The organism is Tessaracoccus pujii (genome assembly GCF_055326215.1).
On record NZ_JBUZNP010000006.1, the window covers coordinates 95,779 to 118,138 of the forward strand.

21 protein-coding genes and 1 riboswitch are annotated in these 22,360 nt (G+C 70.3%); of the genes, 11 read left to right on the forward strand and 10 right to left on the reverse strand.

Annotated elements, in window-relative coordinates; all coding sequences use genetic code 11:
* Positions 1-107: 107 nt before the first annotated feature.
* Genes ACZK5N_RS10175 through ACZK5N_RS10190 form a run of 4 tightly spaced genes read left to right on the forward strand, consistent with a single transcriptional unit; the run spans position 108 to position 6,118 of the window.
* Positions 108-605 carry a beta-class carbonic anhydrase gene (locus ACZK5N_RS10175; protein ID WP_459018751.1) on the forward strand — a complete coding sequence of 166 codons (498 nt, stop codon included), beginning with the start codon at positions 108-110 and terminating at the stop codon, positions 603-605.
* Positions 602-1,783, forward strand: a complete 1,182-nt coding sequence (carA, locus tag ACZK5N_RS10180; RefSeq protein WP_459018750.1) for a glutamine-hydrolyzing carbamoyl-phosphate synthase small subunit — start codon at positions 602-604, stop codon at positions 1,781-1,783. Before ACZK5N_RS10175 ends, carA begins: the two co-directional genes overlap by 4 nt.
* The gene (carB, locus tag ACZK5N_RS10185; RefSeq protein ID WP_459018749.1) at positions 1,783-5,103 is read left to right on the forward strand and encodes a carbamoyl-phosphate synthase large subunit; all 3,321 of its coding nucleotides are present in this window, start codon (positions 1,783-1,785) and stop codon (positions 5,101-5,103) included. Before carA ends, carB begins: the two co-directional genes overlap by 1 nt.
* Before the next feature lie 55 nt (positions 5,104-5,158).
* Positions 5,159-6,118 carry an L-lactate dehydrogenase gene (locus ACZK5N_RS10190; RefSeq protein WP_463624868.1) on the forward strand — a complete coding sequence of 320 codons (960 nt, stop codon included), beginning with the start codon at positions 5,159-5,161 and terminating at the stop codon, positions 6,116-6,118.
* A gap of 44 nt (positions 6,119-6,162) precedes the next feature.
* Here ACZK5N_RS10190 and ACZK5N_RS10195 read toward each other — a convergent pair whose 3' ends face one another.
* The 3 genes from ACZK5N_RS10195 to ACZK5N_RS10205 are packed head-to-tail and all read right to left on the reverse strand — an operon-like array spanning position 6,163 to position 7,987.
* A complete protein-coding gene (locus ACZK5N_RS10195) occupies positions 6,163-6,732 on the reverse strand; it encodes a maltokinase N-terminal cap-like domain-containing protein (RefSeq protein ID WP_463624869.1) in 570 nt (189 codons plus the stop codon).
* Positions 6,729-7,010 (reverse strand): DUF2277 domain-containing protein, encoded by a 282-nt coding sequence (locus tag ACZK5N_RS10200; RefSeq protein ID WP_463624870.1) that lies wholly within the window; start codon positions 7,008-7,010, stop codon positions 6,729-6,731. Before ACZK5N_RS10200 ends, ACZK5N_RS10195 begins: the two co-directional genes overlap by 4 nt.
* A 44-nt stretch (positions 7,011-7,054) precedes the next feature.
* Entirely contained in the window at positions 7,055-7,987 is a 933-nt protein-coding gene (locus ACZK5N_RS10205) for a 1-phosphofructokinase family hexose kinase (RefSeq protein ID WP_463624871.1), read from the reverse strand.
* A gap of 108 nt (positions 7,988-8,095) precedes the next feature.
* Between ACZK5N_RS10205 and tdh the strand changes: the two genes are divergently transcribed.
* The 7 genes from tdh to ACZK5N_RS10240 all read left to right on the forward strand — a co-directional run bounded on the left by tdh (position 8,096) and on the right by ACZK5N_RS10240 (position 16,340).
* Complete coding sequence (tdh, locus tag ACZK5N_RS10210; protein ID WP_463624872.1) at positions 8,096-9,124, forward strand: L-threonine 3-dehydrogenase, zinc-binding type; 1,029 nt, start codon at positions 8,096-8,098, stop codon at positions 9,122-9,124.
* An 8-nt stretch (positions 9,125-9,132) separates the two neighbouring features.
* A complete protein-coding gene (gene kbl, locus ACZK5N_RS10215) occupies positions 9,133-10,329 on the forward strand; it encodes a glycine C-acetyltransferase (protein WP_463624873.1) in 1,197 nt (398 codons plus the stop codon).
* Positions 10,330-10,488: 159 nt separating this feature from the next.
* Positions 10,489-10,584, forward strand: a riboswitch (TPP riboswitch).
* Complete coding sequence (thiM, locus tag ACZK5N_RS10220; RefSeq protein ID WP_463624874.1) at positions 10,577-11,488, forward strand: hydroxyethylthiazole kinase; 912 nt, start codon at positions 10,577-10,579, stop codon at positions 11,486-11,488. (Overlaps the previous riboswitch by 8 nt.)
* The gene (thiE, locus tag ACZK5N_RS10225; RefSeq protein WP_463624875.1) at positions 11,485-12,165 is read left to right on the forward strand and encodes a thiamine phosphate synthase; all 681 of its coding nucleotides are present in this window, start codon (positions 11,485-11,487) and stop codon (positions 12,163-12,165) included. The genes thiM and thiE overlap by 4 nt, the downstream gene beginning before the upstream one ends.
* Complete coding sequence (gene thiD, locus ACZK5N_RS10230; RefSeq protein ID WP_463624876.1) at positions 12,162-13,013, forward strand: bifunctional hydroxymethylpyrimidine kinase/phosphomethylpyrimidine kinase; 852 nt, start codon at positions 12,162-12,164, stop codon at positions 13,011-13,013. The genes thiE and thiD overlap by 4 nt, the downstream gene beginning before the upstream one ends.
* Entirely contained in the window at positions 13,010-13,696 is a 687-nt protein-coding gene (locus ACZK5N_RS10235; protein ID WP_463624877.1) for a TenA family protein, read from the forward strand. Before thiD ends, ACZK5N_RS10235 begins: the two co-directional genes overlap by 4 nt.
* Positions 13,697-13,781: 85 nt before the next feature.
* Positions 13,782-16,340 carry a glycogen/starch/alpha-glucan phosphorylase gene (locus ACZK5N_RS10240; protein ID WP_463624878.1) on the forward strand — a complete coding sequence of 853 codons (2,559 nt, stop codon included), beginning with the start codon at positions 13,782-13,784 and terminating at the stop codon, positions 16,338-16,340.
* Between the two features lie 67 nt (positions 16,341-16,407).
* On the opposite strand, the gene ACZK5N_RS10245 is transcribed toward ACZK5N_RS10240, so the two are convergent.
* Genes ACZK5N_RS10245 through ACZK5N_RS10275 form a run of 7 tightly spaced genes read right to left on the reverse strand, consistent with a single transcriptional unit; the run spans position 16,408 to position 22,251 of the window.
* Positions 16,408-17,205, reverse strand: coding sequence for an ABC transporter ATP-binding protein (locus ACZK5N_RS10245; protein WP_463624879.1), 798 nt, complete (start codon positions 17,203-17,205; stop codon positions 16,408-16,410).
* Positions 17,198-18,217, reverse strand: coding sequence for a FecCD family ABC transporter permease (locus tag ACZK5N_RS10250; protein ID WP_463624880.1), 1,020 nt, complete (start codon positions 18,215-18,217; stop codon positions 17,198-17,200). The genes ACZK5N_RS10245 and ACZK5N_RS10250 overlap by 8 nt, the downstream gene beginning before the upstream one ends.
* Positions 18,214-19,188: a FecCD family ABC transporter permease gene (locus ACZK5N_RS10255; RefSeq protein ID WP_463624881.1), complete on the reverse strand. Its 975-nt coding sequence runs from the start codon at positions 19,186-19,188 to the stop codon at positions 18,214-18,216. The genes ACZK5N_RS10250 and ACZK5N_RS10255 overlap by 4 nt, the downstream gene beginning before the upstream one ends.
* Positions 19,185-20,237 carry an iron-siderophore ABC transporter substrate-binding protein gene (locus tag ACZK5N_RS10260; protein WP_463624882.1) on the reverse strand — a complete coding sequence of 351 codons (1,053 nt, stop codon included), beginning with the start codon at positions 20,235-20,237 and terminating at the stop codon, positions 19,185-19,187. The genes ACZK5N_RS10255 and ACZK5N_RS10260 overlap by 4 nt, the downstream gene beginning before the upstream one ends.
* Before the next feature lie 30 nt (positions 20,238-20,267).
* On the reverse strand, positions 20,268-21,110 hold the full coding sequence (locus ACZK5N_RS10265) for a siderophore-interacting protein (RefSeq protein ID WP_463624883.1): 843 nt from the start codon (positions 21,108-21,110) through the stop codon (positions 20,268-20,270).
* Positions 21,111-21,165: 55 nt separating this feature from the next.
* Positions 21,166-21,780, reverse strand: a complete 615-nt coding sequence (locus ACZK5N_RS10270) for a DUF1707 SHOCT-like domain-containing protein (protein WP_463624884.1) — start codon at positions 21,778-21,780, stop codon at positions 21,166-21,168.
* Between the two features lie 9 nt (positions 21,781-21,789).
* Positions 21,790-22,251 (reverse strand): hypothetical protein, encoded by a 462-nt coding sequence (locus tag ACZK5N_RS10275; protein WP_463624885.1) that lies wholly within the window; start codon positions 22,249-22,251, stop codon positions 21,790-21,792.
* Positions 22,252-22,360: the final 109 nt, after the last annotated feature.

Consider the following 22,360-nt stretch of genomic DNA (forward strand, 5'->3'; position numbering starts at 1 on the left):
TCTGTTGTGAATTGACGCCCTGCAGGCGGCCCGCACTTCGCCCGGAGGGTTGTTGCGCCGATATTACCAGAATTGTGATTCGCGTGTCACACTGCTACATTAGCGCCATGGACGAGACCACCTTCGGCGACCTGCTCGTCGCGAACCGACGCTACGCACGGTCCGGCCCCCGCGCCTTCGATGGCATCGCGCACGCCGGCATCTGCATAGTGACCTGCATGGACTCTCGGCTCGAGCCGCTCGAGATGATCGGCCTCACGCTGGGCGACGCCAAGATCCTGCGAACGCCCGGCGGTCACGTCACCCCGGATGCCCTCACCGGATGCGTGCTTGCGGTGCACCTGCTCAACGTCGATCGGATCCTGGTTGTCCAGCACACCCGGTGCGCGATGGCCAGTGGCGACGACGATGCCATTCGCCAGCGCGTGGTGGACACGACCGGCACGGACCTCGGCACCCTGCCCATCGGCGCGGACCCGGACCAGCATGGCCGGATCCACGCCGATGTCGCACTGCTGCGGCAGCACCCCTTGATCGCCGACCGGATCAGGGTGGGCGGCTTCCTGTACGACGTAGAGACCAGCCTCCTGGAACAGATCACATGAGCGCCCCCCCTGCTCAGGACAGTTCTACCGAGGCTTCGGAGAGGACCGCCCGTTCTCCGATTCCTGCACTGCTGGTTCTGGAGGACGGGCGGTCCTTCTACGGCACGTCGTTCGGCGCCACCGGAGAGACCTTCGGGGAGGCGGTCTTCTCCACGGGCATGACGGGCTACCAGGAGACCCTCACCGATCCCAGCTACCACCGCCAGGTGGTGATCGCGACGGCGCCCCACATCGGCAACACCGGCTGGAACGACCAGGACAACGAGTCGCACAGGATCTGGGTGGCCGGATACGTGGTCCGCGACCCCTCCCGGATTCCATCAAGCTGGCGCTCCCATCGGTCGCTGGACGACGAACTGCGTCGGCAAGGGATAGTCGGCATCGCCGACCTCGACACCCGGGCGCTGACCCGCCACATCCGTGACCACGGCGCGATGCGGGTGGGAATCTCGACCGTCGAGACCGACCCGCAGCAACTGCTCGTGCGGGTGCTGGAAACGCCGCCCATGCGGGGGGCGGACCTCGTGGCCGATGTCACCGTCGCTTCGACGCAGATCGTCCCTGCAGTGGGCAGGAAACGCTTCACAGTCGCAGCGATCGATCTTGGCATCAAGGACATGACCCCCACCCGGCTCGCCGAGCGCGGAATCGAGGTGCATGTCCTGCCTGCGGCGAGCACCCTCGACGACATCAGCGCAGTGAGTCCCGACGGGGTCTTCTTCTCCAACGGACCCGGCGACCCGGCGGCAGCCGGCCGCGCGGTCGATCTTCTCACCGACGTCCTGGACGCGGGGTTGCCCTACTTCGGGATCTGCTTCGGCAACCAGATCTTCGGCCGCGCCCTCGGGTTCGGCACCTACAAGCTCAAGTTCGGACATCGCGGCATCAACCAGCCGGTGATGGACCTGACCACGGGCATGGTCGAGATCACCGCGCAGAACCACGGGTTCGCCGTCGACGCACCCCTGGGCCAGTCCGTCGCCACCCGCTGGGGAGAGGCACGCGTGTCCCACGTCTGCCTCAATGACAACGTGGTCGAGGGCTTGGAGTTGCGCAACGACTCCGGCCGGCTGACGGCCTTCGCGGTTCAGTACCACCCGGAGGCGGCCGCCGGACCGCACGACGCCGGCTACCTGTTCGACCGCTTCGTCGACATCATGACAGGAAAGGACGTCTGATGCCCCGCCGCACCGACATCTCCTCCATCATGGTGATCGGCTCCGGCCCCATCACCATCGGCCAGGCCTGCGAGTTCGACTACTCCGGCACCCAGGCCTGCCGCGTCCTGCGCGAGGAGGGCTTCCGGGTGATCCTGGTCAACTCCAACCCGGCCACCATCATGACCGACCCCGAGTACGCCGACGCCACCTACATCGAACCGATCAGGCCTGAGTACCTCGAGCAGATCATCGCCGCAGAGCGCCCAGATGCCCTCCTCGCGACGCTTGGCGGCCAGACCGCGCTCAACGCCGCCATGAGCCTGTTCAAGACCGGAGTGCTGGCTCGCTACGGTGTCGAGCTCATCGGGGCCTCCGTCGACGCCATCGAAAAGGCGGAGAACCGGCTGGAGTTCAACCAGATCGTCACCTCGCTCGAGGTGCCCGGTGCTCACGCCGACGTGGCACGCTCGAGAATCTGCCACGCCATGGACGAGGTTCTGGCCGCCGCGACGACCCTCGGATACCCCATCGTGGTGCGTCCGAGTTTCACCATGGGTGGCCTCGGCTCGGGCATCGCCTACAGCGACGAGGAACTGATCCGGATTGCCGGGGCAGGCCTGTCGGCGTCACCGGTCACCGAGGTGCTGATCGAGGAGTCGATCATCGGCTGGAAGGAGTACGAACTGGAGGTCATGCGCGACAGATCGGACAATGTCGTGATCGTGTGCTCCATCGAGAACTTCGACCCCATGGGCGTGCACACCGGGGACTCGATCACGGTGGCCCCTGCCATGACGCTCACAGACAGGGAGTACCAGGCCATGCGCGACGTGGCCATCGCGGTGACCAGAGCGGTCGGCGTCGAAACCGGCGGCTGCAACGTCCAGTTCGCGATCAACCCTGTCGACGGGCGGCTGATAGTGGTGGAGATGAACCCGCGCGTGTCGCGATCCTCTGCGCTGGCCTCGAAGGCCACAGGCTTCCCGATCGCGAAGATCGCGGCGAAAGTGGCGGTGGGCTACACCCTCGACGAGATCCCCAATGACATCACCGGCGAGACCCCCGCCTCGTTCGAGCCGTCTCTGGACTACGTGGTGGTCAAGTGCCCGCGCTTCGCGTTCGAGAAGTTCCCCACCGCTGACGGCACCCTCACCACGCACATGAAGTCAGTGGGCGAGGCCATGGCCATCGGCCGGAACTTCACCGAGGCACTCGGCAAGGCCCTGCGCTCGCTGGAGGAGCCGTCGGCGCTCTTCGATTTCACCAGCCCGATCACCGAGAGCGTGGAAGAGATGCTGCGCGGCGCCGCCCGCCCGCACGACCACCGCCTCGCCCTCGTGATGCGAGCGCTGCGCGCCGGCGCCACCTCGGCACAGGTGGTCGAAGCCACCAGGATCGATCCGTGGTTCATCGACCAGCTGCAACTGATCCGCGAAACGGCCGACCAGGTGCGCGCGGCCCCGGAGCTGACGGGCGGTCTCATGAGGCTCGCCAAGCGACACGGCCTCTCCGACGATCAGATCGCCGCCCTTCGCAACCTCAGCCCCGACGTGGTCCGGGGCCTTCGATGGGCATTCGGCATCCGGCCGGTGTACAAGACGGTGGACACCTGTGCCGCCGAGTTCGCGGCCCGGACGCCGTACCACTACTCCAGCTACGACGAGGAGACCGAGGTGGAGACGCGGACCCGGCCAGCCGTCATCATCCTGGGCAGCGGCCCCAACCGGATCGGCCAAGGCATCGAGTTCGACTACTCCTGCGTGCACGCGGCCATGGCGCTGCGGGATGCCGGCTACGAGACGGTGATGGTCAACTGCAACCCCGAGACAGTCTCGACCGACTACGACACCACCGACCGGCTCTACTTCGAGCCCCTGACCCTGGAGGACGTGCTGGAGGTGGTCCACGCCGAGCTCGCGGCCGGGCCCGTGGCCGGCGTGATCGTGCAGCTGGGCGGGCAGACCCCGCTGAAGCTGGCGCAGGCGCTCAAGGACCGCGGAGTCCACATCGTGGGCACCTCGCCCGAGGCCATCCACCTGGCCGAGGATCGCGGAGCATTCGGCGCCCTCCTCAGCTCCGCCGGCCTGCTGGCCCCGCAGCACGGCACGGCCGTCACCGCCGGACAGGCGCTGGCGGTCGCCCACGCGATCGGCTACCCCGTCCTGGTTCGCCCCAGCTACGTGCTGGGCGGGCGCGGCATGGAGATCGTCTACGACGACGCCTCACTGGTCAACTACATCCAGCGCGCAACCGAGATCGACCCCTCGAACCCCGTGCTCGTGGACCGGTTCCTCGATGACGCGATCGAGATCGACGTCGATGCGCTCTACGACGGGACGGAGCTCTACGTCGGCGGCGTGATGGAACACATCGAGGAGGCCGGCATCCACTCCGGCGACTCGGCCTGCACCCTGCCCCCGATCACCCTGGGTAGCGAGACCATCGACCAGATCCGCAGCTCCACCGAGATCATTGCCCAACGGATCGGGGTGAAGGGCCTGCTCAACATCCAGTACGCGCTGCTCGGCGATGCGCTCTACGTGCTCGAGGCCAACCCGCGGTCATCGCGGACCGTGCCATTCGTCTCGAAGGCCACCGGCACGCCTCTGGCCAAGGCCGCAGCCCGCATCTCACTCGGCGCGACCATCGCCGAGCTCCGGTCCGAGGGCCTGCTCCGCTCCTCGGGAGACGGCGCGACACCACTGGAGTCGGCACCTATCGCCGTAAAGGAGGCCGTGTTGCCGTTCAACCGGTTCCGCAGCGCCGACGGCGTCGGGGTCGACACGCTGCTCGGCCCGGAGATGAGGTCCACAGGTGAGGTCATGGGGCTCGACACGGCCTTCGGCACCGCCTTCGCCAAGAGTCAGTCGGCATCGTTTGCCACGCTTCCCACAGGTGGGACGGTGTTCGTCTCGGTGGCAAACCGCGATAAGCGGCACGCGATCTTCCCGATCAAGCGGCTAGCCGACCTCGGGTTCCGGATCCTGGCCACCGAGGGGACGGCGCAGGTGCTGCGTCGCCACGATGTTGCGGTCACCGTGCTGCGGAAGGCGTCCCAGGGTCCCGGTCCAAATGGTGAGCCGACGGTGGTGCAGGCCATCGCGGCGGGCGAGATCGACCTCGTGGTCAACACGCCGCACGGCCACTCGCTCCATGGCAGCCCCCGAAAGGACGGCTGGCAGATCCGCGGCGCGGCCATCCTCGCCGGCGTGCCCTGCGTCACCACGGCGCAGGCCCTCGCGGCATGCGTGCAGGGCATCGAATCCCTGCGCCGTGGGGCGCCCGGGGTGCGTTCGCTGCAATCCTGGAACTCCGCGGTTGACGCGGAGCTCTCCTGATCCGTGGCCACATAACACGCGGAGCTGCTCGCCCGCGGATGAGAGGATCGGTGTCATGACAGGGACTCAGTTCAGAGAAGGCGCCAAGCTTGCCATCGTCGGCGCCGGCGCGGTCGGATCATCACTGGCCTACGCGGCCCTCATCCGAGGCGTGGCCAGGCGGGTGGTGCTTCACGACGTCAACGGACCCAAGGTGCGCGCCGAGGCTCTGGACCTGGCGCACGGCGGCCAGTTCCTCCCCGAGGCGGTGATCGAAGGCTCAGACGACGTGGACATCACGCGGGGCTCGGACGTCGTCGTCGTGACCGCCGGGGCGAAGCAGAAGCCGGGCCAGACCCGGATGGACCTGGCCGGGTCGACGGTGTCCCTCATGCAGAAAGTTATCCCCCCGCTGGTTGAGCGGTCGCCGAACGCGACATTCATCATGGTCACCAACCCTGTGGACGTCACCACGCAGGCCGCGCTGAAGATCAGTGGGCTGCCGTCGAACCGCCTCTTCGGATCCGGCACGGTGCTGGACTCGTCGCGGCTGCGGCAACTGATCGCCACCACCTGTGACGTCGCGGTGGGCAACGTCCACGCCTACGTGTGCGGGGAGCACGGCGACACCGAGACCCCGATGTGGAGTACCGCCACCATCGGCGGCGTGCCGTTGACGGAATGGGAGCGCACGACGGGGCGGCTGGGCGCGGCGGAGCGCGAGGCCATCGCCCACCGCGTCGTCAACGCCGCCTACGAGGTGATCGAGGGCAAGGGAGCCACCAACTACGCCATCGGTTTGGCGGCCACGAGGATCATCGAATCGGTGCTACGCGACGAGCGTCGGGTGCTGCCGGTGTCGCGGATGCTGGAGGGCTGGCACGGCATCTCGGGCGTGTGCATGGCGGTGCCGACGGTGGTGGGGCGCGACGGCGCGGGGACGCAACTGGAGCTCCCGGTCTCGGGCGAGGAGTTGTCGCGGCTGCGCGCCAGCGCGGAACACATCCGGTCGATGGCGAAAGGCCTCGGCTTCTAGCGGCTCGTCGCGCCGCGACCCTGCGGACGCCGTGGCAGGTCCCCTCAGTGGAGGATGGCCAGCACGTCGTGCCGCGGGCCGTCGTGGTCCGTCCACCGTCCGATCAGTGAGCCGGCCGCGTTGTCCGGCGTGGGGATGGCGCGCTCGAGCAGGCGCATGACCTCCAGGCGCTCGCCCTCGCCCGGGAGCGTTCCGGTGCCCTGGGCGGTCATGGAGATGGGCAGCTGCGCGCCGTGCGCATCGCGGAGGTCGGCCTGGTGATCCGCCTCCCGGATGACGCGCGACGCTTCGTCGACGAACACCGGATCAGTGGCCGCGTCGTAGCAGTACCGCAGCCCGAGTTCGGAGTGCTCCAGCGTGCCGATGAGGTCCGCGCCGTCAAGGGGTGCCGCTCGCCAGGTCACCGGAACGAAGTAGTACTCCAGGCCGGAGCGCACCACCATGCAGTCCAGGCCCACCTCGCCGGCAGGGTCGACGAAGCGGAAGTAGGCGGCGCGCTCGAGCGTGGCGTGGTCTCCCTTGAACCAGTGCTGGCCGGGCAGCCACTGCTGCAGGAGTTCCAGCTTCGACGGCGTCAGCGTGGCCCCGACGTGCAACTCGGCCGCGGCGCTCACGACGCCACCTCGGTGCCGTAGCGCTTGACGGCGCGGGCCTGCGCCTTGATACGTTCGACGTCGCGGTCCTTGGGCGGGGCGGTGGTGACCAGTTCGTCGAGCAGGTCATCCGTGACGGCCGCCACGGCCTCGACAGCGCGCAGGAACGCCTCCTCGTTCGCCTTGCTCGGCTTGGTGAAGCCCGCCACCTTCCGCACGTACTGCAGGGCGGCAGCGTGCACCTCGTCGTGCGTGGCGGGGGGATCGAAGTTGTTCAAGGGCCGGATGTTGCGACACATGTCGCCAGCCTACGTCCGTCCACCGCCCGCGGAAAGGGAGCCGGCTAGGCCGGTTCCGAACGGAACCGGGCGACACCACCCAGTGCGGCGGTACGGAAGGCTGCGTCGTGGACGCCTGCCACGTGGGCGGCCGCGCAGGCCGACGCCCACGCCACGGTGTCGCGCACGCCGCGACCCTCGAGCACCCCGACGGCCAGCCCCGCCACGAACGCGTCACCCGCCCCCACCGACAGCCGCGGCCGATCCACCGGGCATCCGCCCCGCCACGCGACCCCACCGTCGAGATAGGCCACCCCTCCGGCGCCGAGCGTGATGATCGGCAACCCCACCCCGTGGCCCGCCAGCGTCGCCAGGTGCCCGGCCACGTCGTCGGCCCGGCGGAGCGCTCCGAGCGCGCGGACCTCGTCGTCGTTGGGCTTGACGGCCGACAGCAGACCGGTGCCGACGGCCGCGGCGAGGTACGGGCCCTGGTTGTCCGAGATCACCCGCGCTCCCCGCGCAACGAGCGCCCGCACCGTGCCGGCGAGCGCATCCGGCGGCACGACCGCGGGGACGGACCCGTTGAGCGTCACGACGTCACCCGGCTGCGCATCCGCGACCACCCGCGCCAGCAACTCCTCGGCCTGGGCGGCCGAGGCCAGCTGATACCCCGGCGAGACCATGTGCGCAGCCACCCTGTCCTCCATGAGGAGCGTCAGATTGTGCCGGGTGCGCCCCGGCACCGGGACGCTGTGCACGGTCACGCCCGCTGCCTCGACGGCGCCCCCGTGCAGCGCGCGCTCGCCCTCCCCGATCAGGTAGTACGCGTGCGCCGGCACGCCGCACTGCACCACCCGTCGCGCCACGAACACGCCCTTGCCGGAGGGCACCGACTCGAACGAGCGCGCCTGCTCGACGCCGCCCCAGGTCACGCCGTCGACGAGGAAGTGATCGTCGAAGCCGGTGTTGAACGTGACGGTGCGCACCACTGGGCCCACTGCTCCCCCTCTCGTGTCCGGCGCCGTCGTCGATGACGGATCGGCCTCCAACCTAGCGATCCCGCCCCTCAGTCGTGCCTGGCGGGGGTATCTGCCACGATGGGGCACATGTTGGCGCTGGCGAAGACGCGGCCGGGCCCGGGGCTGGAGTTGATCGAGCTGCCGCGCCCCACCCCGAGTTCGAACGAGGTCCTGATCCGGGTGATGCGGACAGGCATCTGCGGAACCGACCTGCACATCGACGGCTGGGACGGTTGGGCGTCGCAGGTGGTCACCACCCCACGGGTGCTGGGACACGAGTTCTGCGGCGAGATCGTGGAGCTCGGCTCGTCGGTGACCGGTCTCGATGTGGGCCAGTTCGTCTCCGGCGAGGGGCACTACGTGTGCGGGCGCTGTCGGGCGTGCCTGGCCGGGCGGCGGCACCTCTGCCGCAACACCCGCGGCATCGGCTACCACGTCGACGGCGCATTCTGCGAGTACTTCGCCATGCCGGCGGGCAACGTGTGGGTGCACAACTCGCCCGTCGACCCGGACGTCGCGGCGATCTTCGACCCGTTCGGCAACGCCGTCCACGCCGCGCTGCAGTTCCCCGCGCTGGCGGAGGACGTGCTCGTCAGCGGCGCCGGGCCGATCGGCATCATGGCCGCCCTCGTCGCGAAGTTCCAGGGTGCGCGCAACGTCGTCATCACGGACCTGGGCGACGAGCGGCTGGAACTGGCGCGACGGGTGGGCCTGAGTAACACCGTCAACGTGTCGCGGGAGAACCTGGCGGATGTTTACGGGCGCTTCGACATGCACGAGGGATTCGACATCGGCCTGGAGATGTCCGGCTCGGGCGCGGCGCTCACGTCGATGATCCAGCACATGACACACGGCGGTCGGATCGCGCTGCTTGGCACCCCGACGAGGCCGCTGGAAGTGGACTTCGCCACCATCATCTTCAACATGCTGACCATCCAGGGCGTGACCGGGCGGCAGATCTTCGAGACCTGGTACGCCATGAGCGCGTTGCTGCGCTCCGGGCTGGACATCTCGGGTGTCATCACGCACCGATTCCCCGCGGCGTCGTTCCGCCAGGCGTTCGACGTCGCGGCCGCCGGGCACGCGGGCAAAGTCATCCTGACCTGGGACGAGTGAGGACCACCATGTCATTCCTGGACCACATCCGCGGCGAGCTCACGCAGCTACGGAACGACGGGCTGTACAAGACGGAGGCGCCGCTGACGACGGCGCAGGCCGCGCACGTCGGCACGCCGTCAGGCGAGGTGATCAACCTGTGCGCCAACAACTACCTGGGGCTGGCGAACTCGAAGGTGCTCATCGACGCGGCCGAACGGGCGTACGACCGCTGGGGCTTCGGCATGGCGTCGGTCCGGTTCATCTGCGGCACGCAGACGCTGCACCAGGACCTGGAGGCGCGCCTGACCGCGTTCCTGCGCAGCGGGAGGAACGGGCACGACGGGTGGGACACCATCCTCTACTCCTCGTGCTTCGACGCCAACGGTGGACTGTTCGAGACCCTGTTCGGCGCGGACGACGCGATCATCTCCGACGAGCTCAACCACGCGTCGATCATCGACGGCGTCCGCCTCAGCAAGGCCGCCCGCTACCGCTACCGCAACCGCGACATGGCGGACCTGCGCGCGCAGCTTGAGGCGTCGCGGGGGGCGCGCCACCGGGTGATCGCCACCGACGGCGTGTTCTCGATGGACGGCTACGTCGCACCGCTCGACGAGATCTGCGCGCTGGCCGATGAGTACGACGCGTTGGTGATGGTGGACGACTCGCACGCGGTGGGCTTCGTCGGCGCCACGGGGGCCGGTACCCCGGAGCGGTTCGGCGTCACGGAGCGGGTGGACATCCTCACCGGCACGCTGGGCAAGGCGCTGGGCGGGGCATCGGGCGGCTACACCTGCGCACGGAGGGAGGTGGTGGAACTGTTGCGTCAACGGTCGCGGCCGTACCTGTTCAGCAACTCGCTGGCACCGTCGATCGCCGCCGCGACCATCGCTGCGCTGGACCTGCTGGAGACGTCGTCGGATCTGCTGGACCGGTTGGCCGGGCACACGGCCTACTTCCGCCGCCGGATGGTGGAGGAGGGTTTCGAGATTCCGGAGTCGGACCACCCGATCGTGCCGGTGATGCTCGGCGACGCCGTCCTGGCCGCCCGGATGGCCGATGAGGTGCTCGCGCGGGGAGTGTACGTACGGGCGTTTTCCTTCCCCGTCGTGCCTCGGGGTGCGGCGCGGATCCGGACCCAGATGTCGGCGGGATTGTCGCGGGAGGACCTGGACGCGAGTGTCGCGGCGTTCGTGGCGGCCCGCGCCGCCGTCGCGGACTGAGTGGGGCGCCCTGGGCCGCGGGAACGATCCACCAGTGCGGGTGTCCCCGCGTGGACCCAGGCGGGGACACCCGCACTGGTGGATCGTTTCCGCGCCCGTGGACCCCTGACGATCCGCGCGCGGGTGGGGGTCCGGCCCGTGAACCACCCCTGGTAGGCTCGATCACAGCCGGGGTGCCCCGAGGTAGGGGCTGAGAACACACCCGCAACACCTGATCTAGGTCGTGCTAGCGAAGGGAGCCACCTCCATGACCATCCCCACCCTCACCATCGGCGCCGGCGCCGGCGCCGGCGCTGGCGGAGCCCACACCCACGACGGCACCACCACCGTCACCGCGATCCTCAGCGCCGTACGCACCGCGACACCACTCGTGCACTGCATGACCAACACCGTCGTGCCCGAGGTGACTGCAAATGTGCTGCTCGCCGTCGGCGCCGCGCCCGCGATGATCGACCTCCCCGAGGAGGCGGAGATCTTCGCGACGGTGGCCTCGGCGCTGCTCGTCAACGTCGGCAACGGCCTCAGCGAGCAACACGAGGGCATGCGTCGCGCCGCCGCGGCGGCGGACCGGGCCGGCACCCCCTGGGTCCTCGACCCGGTCGCCGTGGGCGCCCTTCCCGTGCGCACCCAGCTCGCCCGCGACCTCCTCGCCCACCGTCCCGCCGCCATCCGCGGCAACGCCTCCGAGATCCTCGGCCTGGCCGGGGCGAGCGGCGGCGGTCGCGGTGTGGACGCCACCGACGAGGTGGAGGCCGCCGTCGAGACCGCCCGCGAGATGTCGCGACAGACGGGCGCCGTCGTCGCGATCTCCGGCCCCGTCGACGTGATCGTCAGCGAAGGCCGCACCACCCGCGTCACGGGCGGGGACCCCCTCATGCCGCTGGTCATCGGGACGGGGTGCGCGCTGGGCGCGACGGTCGCGGCCGCCCTCGGCGCCGCACGCGCCACCGGCCACAGCGCCCACGACGCCGTCGTCGCCGCGCACGCCGTCTTCGGCGCCGCCGGCCTCACCGCCGCCCGCCAGGCGCAGCACCCCGCCAGCTTCCGGACCGCCTGGCTCGACGCCCTGCACGCCCTCACCCCCGACGAGGTCGCGTCCCTGGTCACCCTCGAGGAGGCCGACGAGGCCACGTCCGGCGAGCCGCGGGAACGGCCGTGACCCAGGCGCGCCCCGGGCTGGCCGATGCCGTCGACTGGCGCCTCTACTACGTCACCGACTCGGCGATGTCGGGCGGCCCGGCACACGTCCCCGGCATGGTCGAGCAGGCCGTCCTGGGCGGTGCCGGGGTGGTGCAGGTCCGAGACAAGGACCTTCCCAGCGACGAGTTCCTCGCTCTCGCCCGCGCCTGCGTCGACGCGGCCCGACGTGCCGCTGACCAGACCGGCAGGGCCCCGGCACTCGTGATCAACGACCGCCTGCACGTCGCGGAGGAGCTGGGCCTGCACTTCCACCAGGGCCAGGACGACGGCAACATCCGCCAGGCGCGACGCCGCCTCGGCCCCGACCTCCTCATCGGCCTCAGTATCTCCACCGACGCCCAGCTCGCCCACGAGCTCGAGGACCAGACCGCCGACGTCCTCGGTCTCTCTCCGCTCTGGGACACCCCGACCAAGACCGACGCCGCCGCTGGGCTCGGCCTCGACGGCGCCGCCCGGCTCGCCCGTCGCGCCGGCGGACGAGCCAAGACGGTCGCCATCGGCGGCATCAACGCCCGCAACGCCGCGCAGGTGATCGCCACCGGCGTCGACGGCGTCTGCGTGGTCTCCGCCATCACCACCGCACCAGACCCTCGCGCGGCCGCCGCCGAGCTGCTCGCCCTCTGGAGGATTCCGTGACCACCCCGAAGATCGTGCTCAGCATCGCCGGCTCGGATCCCAGCGGGGGCGCCGGGATCCAGGCGGACCTCAAGACGTTCACCGCGCTCGGCGTATACGGCGCCGCGGCGCTGGCGGGCCTCACCGTCCAGAACACCCAGGGCGTCCGCGCGGCCCGGCCTGTCGACGCCGCCTTCGTGCGGGACCAGATCCTCGCCGTGTTCGACGACCTCCCTGTGGCCGCGACCAAGCTCGGGATGCTGTCCAACGCCGCCGTGGCCACCGCGGTCGCCGACGTCCTCGAGCAGCGCCGAGCCGACGCGGGCCTCATCGTCCTGGACCCGGTCATGATCGCCACCTCCGGCGACGCCCTCCTCACCGACGACGCCGTCGACGTGGTCCGCACCCGCCTGCTCCCCCTCGCCGACGTCGTCACCCCCAACGTCCCAGAGGCCGCAGCCCTCCTCGGCGAGGACCCGGTCACCGACACCAACGGTCTCATCCGGCAGGCCCGCGCACTCGTCGCCGCCGGGGCACGCGCCGTCCTGGCCAAGGGAGGCCACCTCACCGACTCGGAGCTCACCGACGTCTACGCCCACGGTGACACGTTCGCCCTGCTCACCGGCCCCCGCATCCGCACCCGCCACACCCACGGCACCGGCTGCACGCTCAGTTCGGCGATCGCGGCCGTGGCGGCCCGCCGCGGCGACACCCGCGGCACCGGCGTCCGGCTCGAGTCCGTCGAGGAGGCCCGCGACTACCTGATGCGCGCCCTCGAATCCGGCTCCCACTGGCGCCTCAGCCGCACGCCGGACACCGGACACGGCCCCGTGGACCACCTCGTCGGCCGCGCGGAGGTGGGGCTGTGAGCATCGGCTGGGAGCCAGGCGAGTTCAGCGCCCGCGCCTGGGCGGCCACCGCCGGAATCCGCGCCCGCATCGACCACCTCCCACTCCTCACCGAGCTGGCCGACGGCACCCTCGAGCCGCACCGCTTCGTCGAGTACCTCGGACAGGACGACTTCTACCTCCGCGGCTACACCCGCGCCCTGGCGACCCTCGCCTCCCGCGCCCCCACCTCCCGGGCCGCCGCGTTCTGGGCACGGAGCGCCGGCGAGGCCGTCCAGGCGGAGGTCCTCATGCACGACGCCCTGCTGGCCGACGACAGGCTCCGCGGCCTCCCGCGCCCCGCCGTCGCCTCCCCCACCACGCGCGCCTACGTGAACTCGCTCCTGGCGGCCACCGCGTTCGAGGCGTACGAGGTGGGGGTCGCAGCGGTGCTGCCCTGCTTCTGGGTGTACGCAGACGTGGGCGCCACGCTGGCCGATCGCGCCGCCTCGTTGAGCCCGCATCCGTACGCCGGCTGGGTGGCCGCCTACGCGGACCCCGCCTTCCAGCACGTCACCCGGGAGGCGATCACGCTTCTCGACGACGCCGCCGCGGGCACCGACGCCGTCACCAGGGGGCGGATGCTGACCGCCTTCGTCGACGCCACCTACTACGAGGAGCTGTTCTGGGCGGGCTCCTACACCCTGGAGCGCTGGCAAGTCTGAGCGCCCCCTCACCCTGACCTGGGCGGCGCCCCCGGCCACGCCCAGCAGTTGGGACTTTCCGCCGTGGCTGAACTAATCTGTGCGCATGCCTGATATTGCGCCGCCCGGACGTCTGTTGCCCGCGGACGAGACGCCGAACACCGACACCCGCACCTACGGGCCCGCGTCCACCCCGACGCACCCGCTCGCCACGGCCCCCGTGAGCGCGCCGCCCTTCTCCGTGGACGGCTTCGTGCGCGAATTCCTGCACGAACTCAACACCAATCAGGGCGTTCCGCTGTCCCTCTCCAGCGTCAACGACCAGTACCTCGCCCTCGCCAGCACCGTCAAGAACTACCTGATGGCCCGCTGGCTCGAGACCAACCGCAAGACGCGCGAGGCGAAGGTCAAGACCATCGGTTACCTCTCGGCCGAGTACCTCCTCGGCCGCCAGCTGGGCAACGCGCTGCTCGCCACAGATCTCAACGCCATCGCCGCGCAGGGCCTCGAGCTCTGCGGGTTGGATCTGCCCACTCTGCGCGCACAGGAGGTGGAACCCGGCCTCGGCAACGGCGGCCTGGGCCGCCTCGCCGCCTGCTTCATCGACTCCATGGCCACCATGGACGTCCCGAGCATCGGCTACGGCATCCGCTACGAGTACGGCATCTTCAGGCAGACCTTCGTCGACGGCCGCCAGGTGGAGCAGCCCGACACGTGGCTCGCGCTCGGCTCCCCGTGGGAGTTCCCCCACCCGGAGGCCGGTGTGCAGGTCAGCTTCGGCGGCCACACCGAGACCTACCTCGACGGCGACGGCCGCGAGCGCAGCCGCTGGGTCCCGGCCTGGAACGTGCTGGGGATCCCGTTCAACTACATGGTGCCCGGATACCTCAACGGCCGCGTGAACACGCTGCGCCTGTGGAGCGCCGCCGCCACCAAGGCGTTCGACCTGCAGATCTTCAACGCCGGCGACTACGCCCAGGCCGTGCGCGCCCAGACCTTCGCCGAGAACATCTCCAAGGTGCTCTACCCCGAGGACTCGACGCCGCAGGGCAAGGAGCTGCGCCTTCAGCAGCAGTACTTCTTCGTGGCCTGCTCGCTGCACGACTTCATCAACAACGAGCTCGAAGAGGGCTTCGACCTGCACAACCTGTCCGAGCGGATCATCTTCCAACTCAACGACACCCACCCGGTCATCGGCGTCCCGGAGCTCATGCGGATCCTCATCGACGAGAAGGGCTTCGAGTGGGACGAGGCGTGGGAGGTCACCAAGTCCTGCTTCGCCTACACCTGTCATACGCTGCTGCCCGAGGCGCTCGAGGTGTGGTCGACGGATCTCCTGGGCCGGCTGCTCCCGCGCCACCTCGAGATCATCTTCCGGATCAACGAGGAATTCCTCGCCGAGGTGCGCGAGGCGTTCCCCGGCGACGAGATGCGCGCCCGTCGGATGTCGATGATCGCCGAGTTCCCGGAGCGCGGCGTGCGCATGGCGTACCTCGCCACGGTCGCCGGCACCAAGGTCAACGGCGTGGCCGAGCTGCACTCGCAGCTGCTGCGCGACAAGGTGCTCCCGGACTTCTCCGAGATGTGGCCGGACAAGTTCACCAATGTGACCAACGGCGTGACCCCGCGTCGCTTCGTGCGGATGGCCAACTTCAAGCTCGCCGAGCTCATCACCGACGTCATCGGCCCCGGATGGGTCACCGACCTGGAGCGCCTCAAGGAGCTCGAGACGTGCGCCGATGAGCCGGAGTTCCAGGCGAGTTTCCGGGAGGTCAAGGCGTGGAACAAGACCCGCCTCACCAACCTGCTGCGGCAGCGCGACGGCATCGAACTCCCGCATGGCCACATGCTCGACGTGATGGTCAAGCGCCTGCACGAGTACAAGCGCCAGTCGCTCAAGATCCTGCACATCGTCTCGCTGTACGAGCAGGTCATCTCAGGCAAGCTCGCCGCCTCCGACGTCACTCCGCGCACCGTCGTGTTCGGCGCCAAGGCGGCCCCTGGCTACCGGATGGCCAAGGACACGATCCACCTCATCAACAGCGTGGCGAAGAAGGTCAACGCCGACGAGAGGCTCGAGGGTCGCCTCAAGGTGGCGTTCCCGGCCAACTACAACGTCACGCTGGCCGAGAAGTTGATCCCGGCCGCCGACCTGTCTGAGCAGATCTCACTGGCCGGCATGGAGGCCTCCGGCACCGGCAACATGAAGTTCGCCCTCAATGGCGCACTCACCATCGGCACGGACGACGGCGCCAACGTCGAGATCCGCCGCCTGGTGGGCGACAAGCACTTCTTCCTGTTCGGGATGTCCGAGCCACAGGTGGCCGAGCTGGGCGCCAAGGGGTACAACCCGGGCTCATACTACGAGTCGAACCCTCAGCTCAAGGCGGCGCTGGACCTCATCCTGGCAGGCGAGTTCAGCGACGGGGACCGGCACATGTTCGACTCCGTGGTCTACAACCTGCTGCACCAGGACCGCTTCATGGCTCTGGCGGACTTCGAGGATTACGTGGACGCCCAGGCCAGGGTCGAGGCGCGCTACGCCGACCAGGCGGCCTGGACCCGCTCCTCGATCCTCAACGTGGCTCGCAGCGGGTACTTCAGCTCGGACCGCTCGATGCGCGACTACCTGCAGCGGATCTGGCACACCACGCCGATGATCTGATCCCGCACCGACCCGAAGGGGCCCCGCCAACTCCAGTCCCGGCTGACATCAGCGCCCCCACGTGCACTCAGTCGGCAGCCCCCTGGTGGCGGCCGACCGGGACCACCAACGGGGTGCCGGAGACCGGGTCGGGGATGACCCGGCTCGGCACACCGAACACGTCGCGCACCATGTCCTCGGTCACCACGTCCGACGGCGCGCCCGCGGCCACCACGGCCCCGTCGCGCATCGCGATCAGCCGGTGGCTGTAGCGGGCGGCGAGGTTGAGGTCGTGCAGCACCATCACCACCGTCGTGCCCCGCTGCCGGTTGAGGTCGACGACGAGGTCGAGTACCTCGACGGCTCGGGCGATGTCGAGGAACGAGATGGGCTCGTCGAGCAGCAGGGTCGCGGTGCGCTGCGCGAGCACGGTGGCGATCCACACGCGCTGCCGCTGACCGCCGGACAGCTGATCCACCCGGCGCCCCGCCAGCTCAGCGGTGCGGGTCATCGCAAGCGCCTCGTCGACGGCGTCCTGGTCGGCCCGCGACCAGCCGCCGAGCATCGCCCGGTGCGGGTGTCGCCCCAGCCCCACCAGCTCGGCGACCGCCATCGCCTCTGGTGTGACCGGCGCCTGCGGCAGGAGCCCCAGCCGGCGGGCCAGCGCGCGGGCGGGGAGCGTGGCCACGTCATCGCCGTCGAGGAGGATCTGCCCCGACGACGGTGCCAGCAGCCGGCTGAACCCGCGCAGCAGCGTCGACTTACCGCAGCCGTTGGGCCCGACGATGCTCGTGATCCGCCCGGCGGGCACGTGCACGTCGAGGTCCCGCGCGACGACGCGCTCGCCGTAGCCCAGCGTCACCGATCGCGCGATGAGCTCACCCATGGATCTCCTCCTCCGAGGTCGAACGCAGCAGCAGCGCCACCAGCATGGGCGCGCCGAGAAGCCCGGTGATGATCCCCACCGGCAGGGGGCCCCACGGCCAGCGCGCGTCGCCCAGCAGGTCGGCGGCCAGGACGACGACGGAACCCACCAGTGCCGCCAGGGGCAGGGACGACCGGCCGGCGTTGAGCCGCCGCGCGATCGGCCCGGCCAGCAGGCCCACGAAGGCGATGGGCCCCGCCACAGAGGTCGCGGCGCCGGTGAGCAGGACCACCACCAGAAGGATGCCGAGCCGCACGCGGGGCACGCGGACGCCGAGCCCGCCTGCCAGGTCGTCGCCCACTTCGACCAGCCGCAGCGGCCGGCCGAGGAGCAGCAGCAGCGGCAGCCCGACCGCCACGGCCACCCACAGCCGCGCCACCCCGTCCCACGTCATGGACCCCAGGCTGCCGCTCAGCCAGCGCATGGCGTCGCGTGCCTGATAGACGCTGCCGCGGATCAGCACCCAGTGGATGACCGCCTGCAGCGCGAACGCGAGCGCGAGGCCGATGAGGATGATCCGGTTGGACGCCGAGTGGGCGCCACCCGACAGCACGAAGATGCCGAGCGCCACCGCCAGTCCGCCTGCGAACGCCGCCGCGGTGACCTGGGCGCCCGTGAGACCGAACATGACCAGCCCGGTGACCGCGGCCGCGCTGGCGCCCAGGGTCACGCCCATGACCTCGGGGCTGGCCAGCGGGTTGCGCAGCATGGACTGGAGGGCCGCGCCCGACCCGCCGAGGGCGAGCCCGGCGGCCAGCGCGACCAGCACCGTCGGCAGCTTGGTCTCCAGGAAGATGAAGCTGGCCGAGCCCAGATCCTCGCCGCCCAGGATGCGCAGCGCGTCGAAAGCCGCGATCTGGTAGTCGCCCAGCAGGGCGCGGGCCACAAACAGCCCGGCCACAGTGACCGCTGCGGCGCCGGTCACGAACCGACGGCGGCGCACGGTCGCGGCCCGGAGCGCGGCGGCGCTCACGCGTGTACCGACCTGCGCACCAGCGCCACCAGAACCGGCGCGCCCAGCAGGAGCACGACCAGCCCTGCGGAGATCTCCGCGGGCGGCATGACCACACGGCCGATGATGTCGGCGGTCAGCAGCAGCACGGGCCCGAGCACCAGTGACCCGGCGATGACGATGCGGTAGTCGGGACCGACGAGCAGCCGGACGATGTGCGGCACGACGAGACCGACGAACCCGATGGGGCCGACCACCGCGACCGACCCTGCGGCCAGCAGCACCGCGCCGGTGCCCAGTAGCGCCCGCGCGCGCCGGGTTCGGGTCCCGAGCGCGGTGGCGAGGTCGTCGCCAACCGCGAGGGTGTTGAGGGTGGCGCCGGCCCACACGGTCATCGCGGCGCCGGCCAGGAGGACGGGCAGCGAGGGCAGGAGCAGCGGGAGACCGCGGCCGCCGATCGAGCCCACCTGCCAGAAGCGCATCACCTCGAGCGCGGCCTGGTTGCGGATCGTCACCGCAGACACGGCGCTGAAGCAGGCGGCGGTGACGGCGGCGCCGAGGAGGACGAGCAGGACCGGATCGGTGCGGCCGCGGCTGAGCAGCGCGACGAACCCCGCGGCGGCAACTGCACCCAGCAGGCTGAGGCCCACGATGGTGCCCTGGGAGGCCCCCACTCCGGTGACGACGCCCAACGCGATCGCCAGCGCCGCCCCGGCGTTGATCCCGAGCAGGCCCGGATCCGCGAGTGGGTTGCGGGTGATCCCCTGCAGGATGGCGCCCGACAGGGCGAGGGCCGCCCCGCAGACCAGGCCGACGAGGGTCCGGTCCACGCGGGCGACGAGGATCGCGGCGGAGACGGGCTCGCGGCCGGTGAGGAACGCGACGACGTCACCCACCGGCACGCTCACCGCACCGAGCCCGAACGAGGCCAGCGCCGCGGCCACTAGACAGCCGACGGCGATCGCGCCGCCTGCCGCCCGCGGCAGCGTCACTGGACCTTCGCGGCGGCCTCCGCCAGCAGCGGCAGGAACTTCTCGACCGCGACGGGGATGCTGAGCGGGGTGGGGCTGGACAGCGGCAGGGCAAGCGTCGGGTCGCCCGAGGCCACGAACGCGCCGGTCTTCAGCGCCGGTAGATCCTGGATGAGCGGCGCCGCCTGGATGTCGGCCAGCTTCACCGAGTCGTCGGTGTAGAAGACGATCACATCGGCGTCGAACTCCGATGCCCGCTCGGCGGAGACGTCGACGGAGAACTGGCCGGGTGCGCCGGCGCTCAACTCGGTGACGATGGCAGGGGTCTGCAAGCCGACGGCGTCGAGGAAACGCGGACGGGCGTCGGTGGCGCTGTAGACGCCGAATTTCGAGTAGTCGGCGGCAGCGAACCAGATCCACGCGGCGGATGTGCCCGCGATCTCCGGGTACTGCGCTCCGGCCTCCTCCAGGAGGAAGGTGGTGTCGGCCTCCACCTCGGCCGCACGGTCGCTGCGACCCACAGCCCGGCCGACGAGCTCGAGCGAGTCCTGCCAGGAGGTGGACCAGGGCGCTTCCGGGTAGGCGACCACCGGCGCCACCTTGCTCAGCGTGTCGTACTCCTCCTGTGTCAGGCCGGAGTTGGTGGCAAGGATGAGGTCCGGTTCGAGGGCGACGATCTCCTCGATCGGTGCCCCGGCTGAGTCGTCGTAGCGGGTGGGCTGGTCGCCGCCCAACTCGGCGACGGCGGCGTCGAACCAGTCCGTGGAGCCGGCGGCGTTACCGCCCCAGGTGATCTTCACGGCGCCGACCGGCACGACGCCGAGCGAGACGAGGGTCTCGTGGTCGGTCCACCCGATGGTGGCGACGCGGGTGGGCTCCGCCTCGATCACCGCCTCGCCCAGGGCGTGGGCCACGGTGACCGGGAAGGCATCGGCAGCGGTGGCCTCCGACGAGGCCACCGTCGCGGACGACGTGCTGTCGGGGCTCGAGGTCGCGGCCGGGCCGGTGCTGCAGGCGCTGAGAGCGAGCACGGCGGCAACCGCGCCCGCGACGCGGGACAGAAGTGACATGGGTTTCCTTGTTTCGTAGGGCAGGGACGGTCAGGCGCGTGCCTGGCCGAGCTTCCAGTAGCCGGAGAAGAGCACCTGCTGTTTCACGACGCCGCGCTCGATGACGAGGAGACGGCGGCATGCGGCAGCGAGGTCGCTCTCCCCGCAGAGATAGAAGTAGTCGTACGACGTGGTGTCGAGTTCGCGCAGGAGCCCCAACGCCCGCTCACCCGGCGCCGCCCCGTCGCGGGTGACGACGGTGAGGCCCGGATGCCAGGACAGCGGCGTCAGGTGCGCGACATCGGGGGTCTCGACGATGATCCGGCAGTCGGGGTCCAGGTCGTGAGCCTCAAGGATCGCGGCCAGGCCCGGGGCGGCGGTCTCGTCGACCACGAAGCAGAGGCGCGAGGCTGCGCCGGGGAGGAAGAGGGCGCCGCACTGGCGGAAGCCCACCCGATCACCCGGGGCGGCCCCAAGCGCCCAGGCGGAGCCGGGGCCGTCGGTGCCGTGCGTGACGATGTCGACTTCGACGGTGCCGGCGCCGGGATCGTGGCGCCGGACGGTGTACCAGCGCAGCACGGGGCGATCACCCTCGGGTATTTCCGCGACGGCGGCGCGGATGTTGAACCGCTCGGCGTCCGGCAGCACGAGTTGCCCCGACCCACCGGGCATGAGGAGCCCGAAGTACTCATCTGCGCCCACGCACTCGAGCCCGACGAACTCGGCGGCGCGGAGGGTGATCCGCCTGACCGAGGCGGCCGGGGAGGTCACGGCGATCACCTCGGCCGCGACCAGGCGGTGCCCACGGGCCCGCGGCGTGGCCGCCATGGCGCCCCGGGCCCTCGTCTTGGCGAGGCGGAACTGCGCCTTCTCAATCAGCGTCGCGATCGTCACGGAAGTTAGGCTAACCTAACTTCGGAATTACGCAAACCGCGTCTTGCCAAATGCCTCAGCGGGTGGGCGCCTGCGCTCGGCGCGACAATCTCACGTCGCTACCTGCCCAGAACAGGAATCCCTTCAGGACGAGCGTTCCGTTCGAACCGTCTCCTCGGGCGGGGCCCTCGATGTCGTTGCCCGCCATGACCGCGATGGACTCGTCGATGACCCGCACCCCGGCAGGCACGTAGATGTCGTGTCCGGCCATGACGGCGGAGAGTTCCATCGTGAGCACGACCCCTGGGCCCATGACGTCGTCGAGGTGGATGGTGTCGCCGCCCCACCATGCGACGTTGCGGTACAGGGTGGTGCCGGGGGCGACGTCAACCTCGCGGCCGCTCATGATCGTGAACGACGGCGCACCCACGGCAACCGCCGGCTCGGCATGCGAAAGGGGCTGGAGCCGGGCGACCGTGGTGGTCGCCAGCTCCAGCCCCTCGGGCAGATCTTCGACAAGCCTGACGAACTCGTCCGTGTAGCGGGCGTGCATCGCAGCATCCTGCCGCTCACCCAGCTCCTCGACCGTCAGCCGCCCCTCCGCGTGGGCACGCTGGAGCACGGTCAGGACCGCATCACGGTCTGCGTCTCCGGCGCGAAGGCGCCTGTGCGGAACCAGCTCGTCGGACATGCCAGCAGTCTAGGACGCGGGGGGTCCGGGCACCTCCGGGCCGTCCTGCTCCTCGTCCTCAGCTCCATGGCGAGCCTCGCCGCGACCCCTGTCCGCCATCTCGCGGTAGCCCTTGGTGAGCTCCTCCACGAACTTGTTGATCTGATCGCGCATCTGGGCCAGGAACGCCTTGGCGCCCTCGGTGGAGTCGTTGTCCGGGTGAGCGGCGACATACTGGCGCTGCTGCTCCTCGTAGAAGGTCTTGGCTTTGTCGCCGACGAAACCGGCGAAGCCGACGGCGGCGAAGGCGGCCTCGGCGGCCACCTTCTTGAGGTTCTCCCCGATGTTCTCCGGCGACACTCGATCCTGCGGATCCGCCGCCGTCACCTGCTCGTGCTCCGGCCCGAGCTCGGGCTCAGGCTCGAAGTCCTTGGTGTCCTCGGCGTCCAGGAAGGTTGCCGTGGGGACCTCGTCGTGCTCGTGGTGCGTCATGATGTGTCCTCCTCCATCCGGGCGACTCACCCGGCGTGTCTTACCAGTGTGCCGCGTTTCCGGCGCTTGTCACAGGGGGTGTCCCCCTGATTCTGCCCCCGAATCGCCC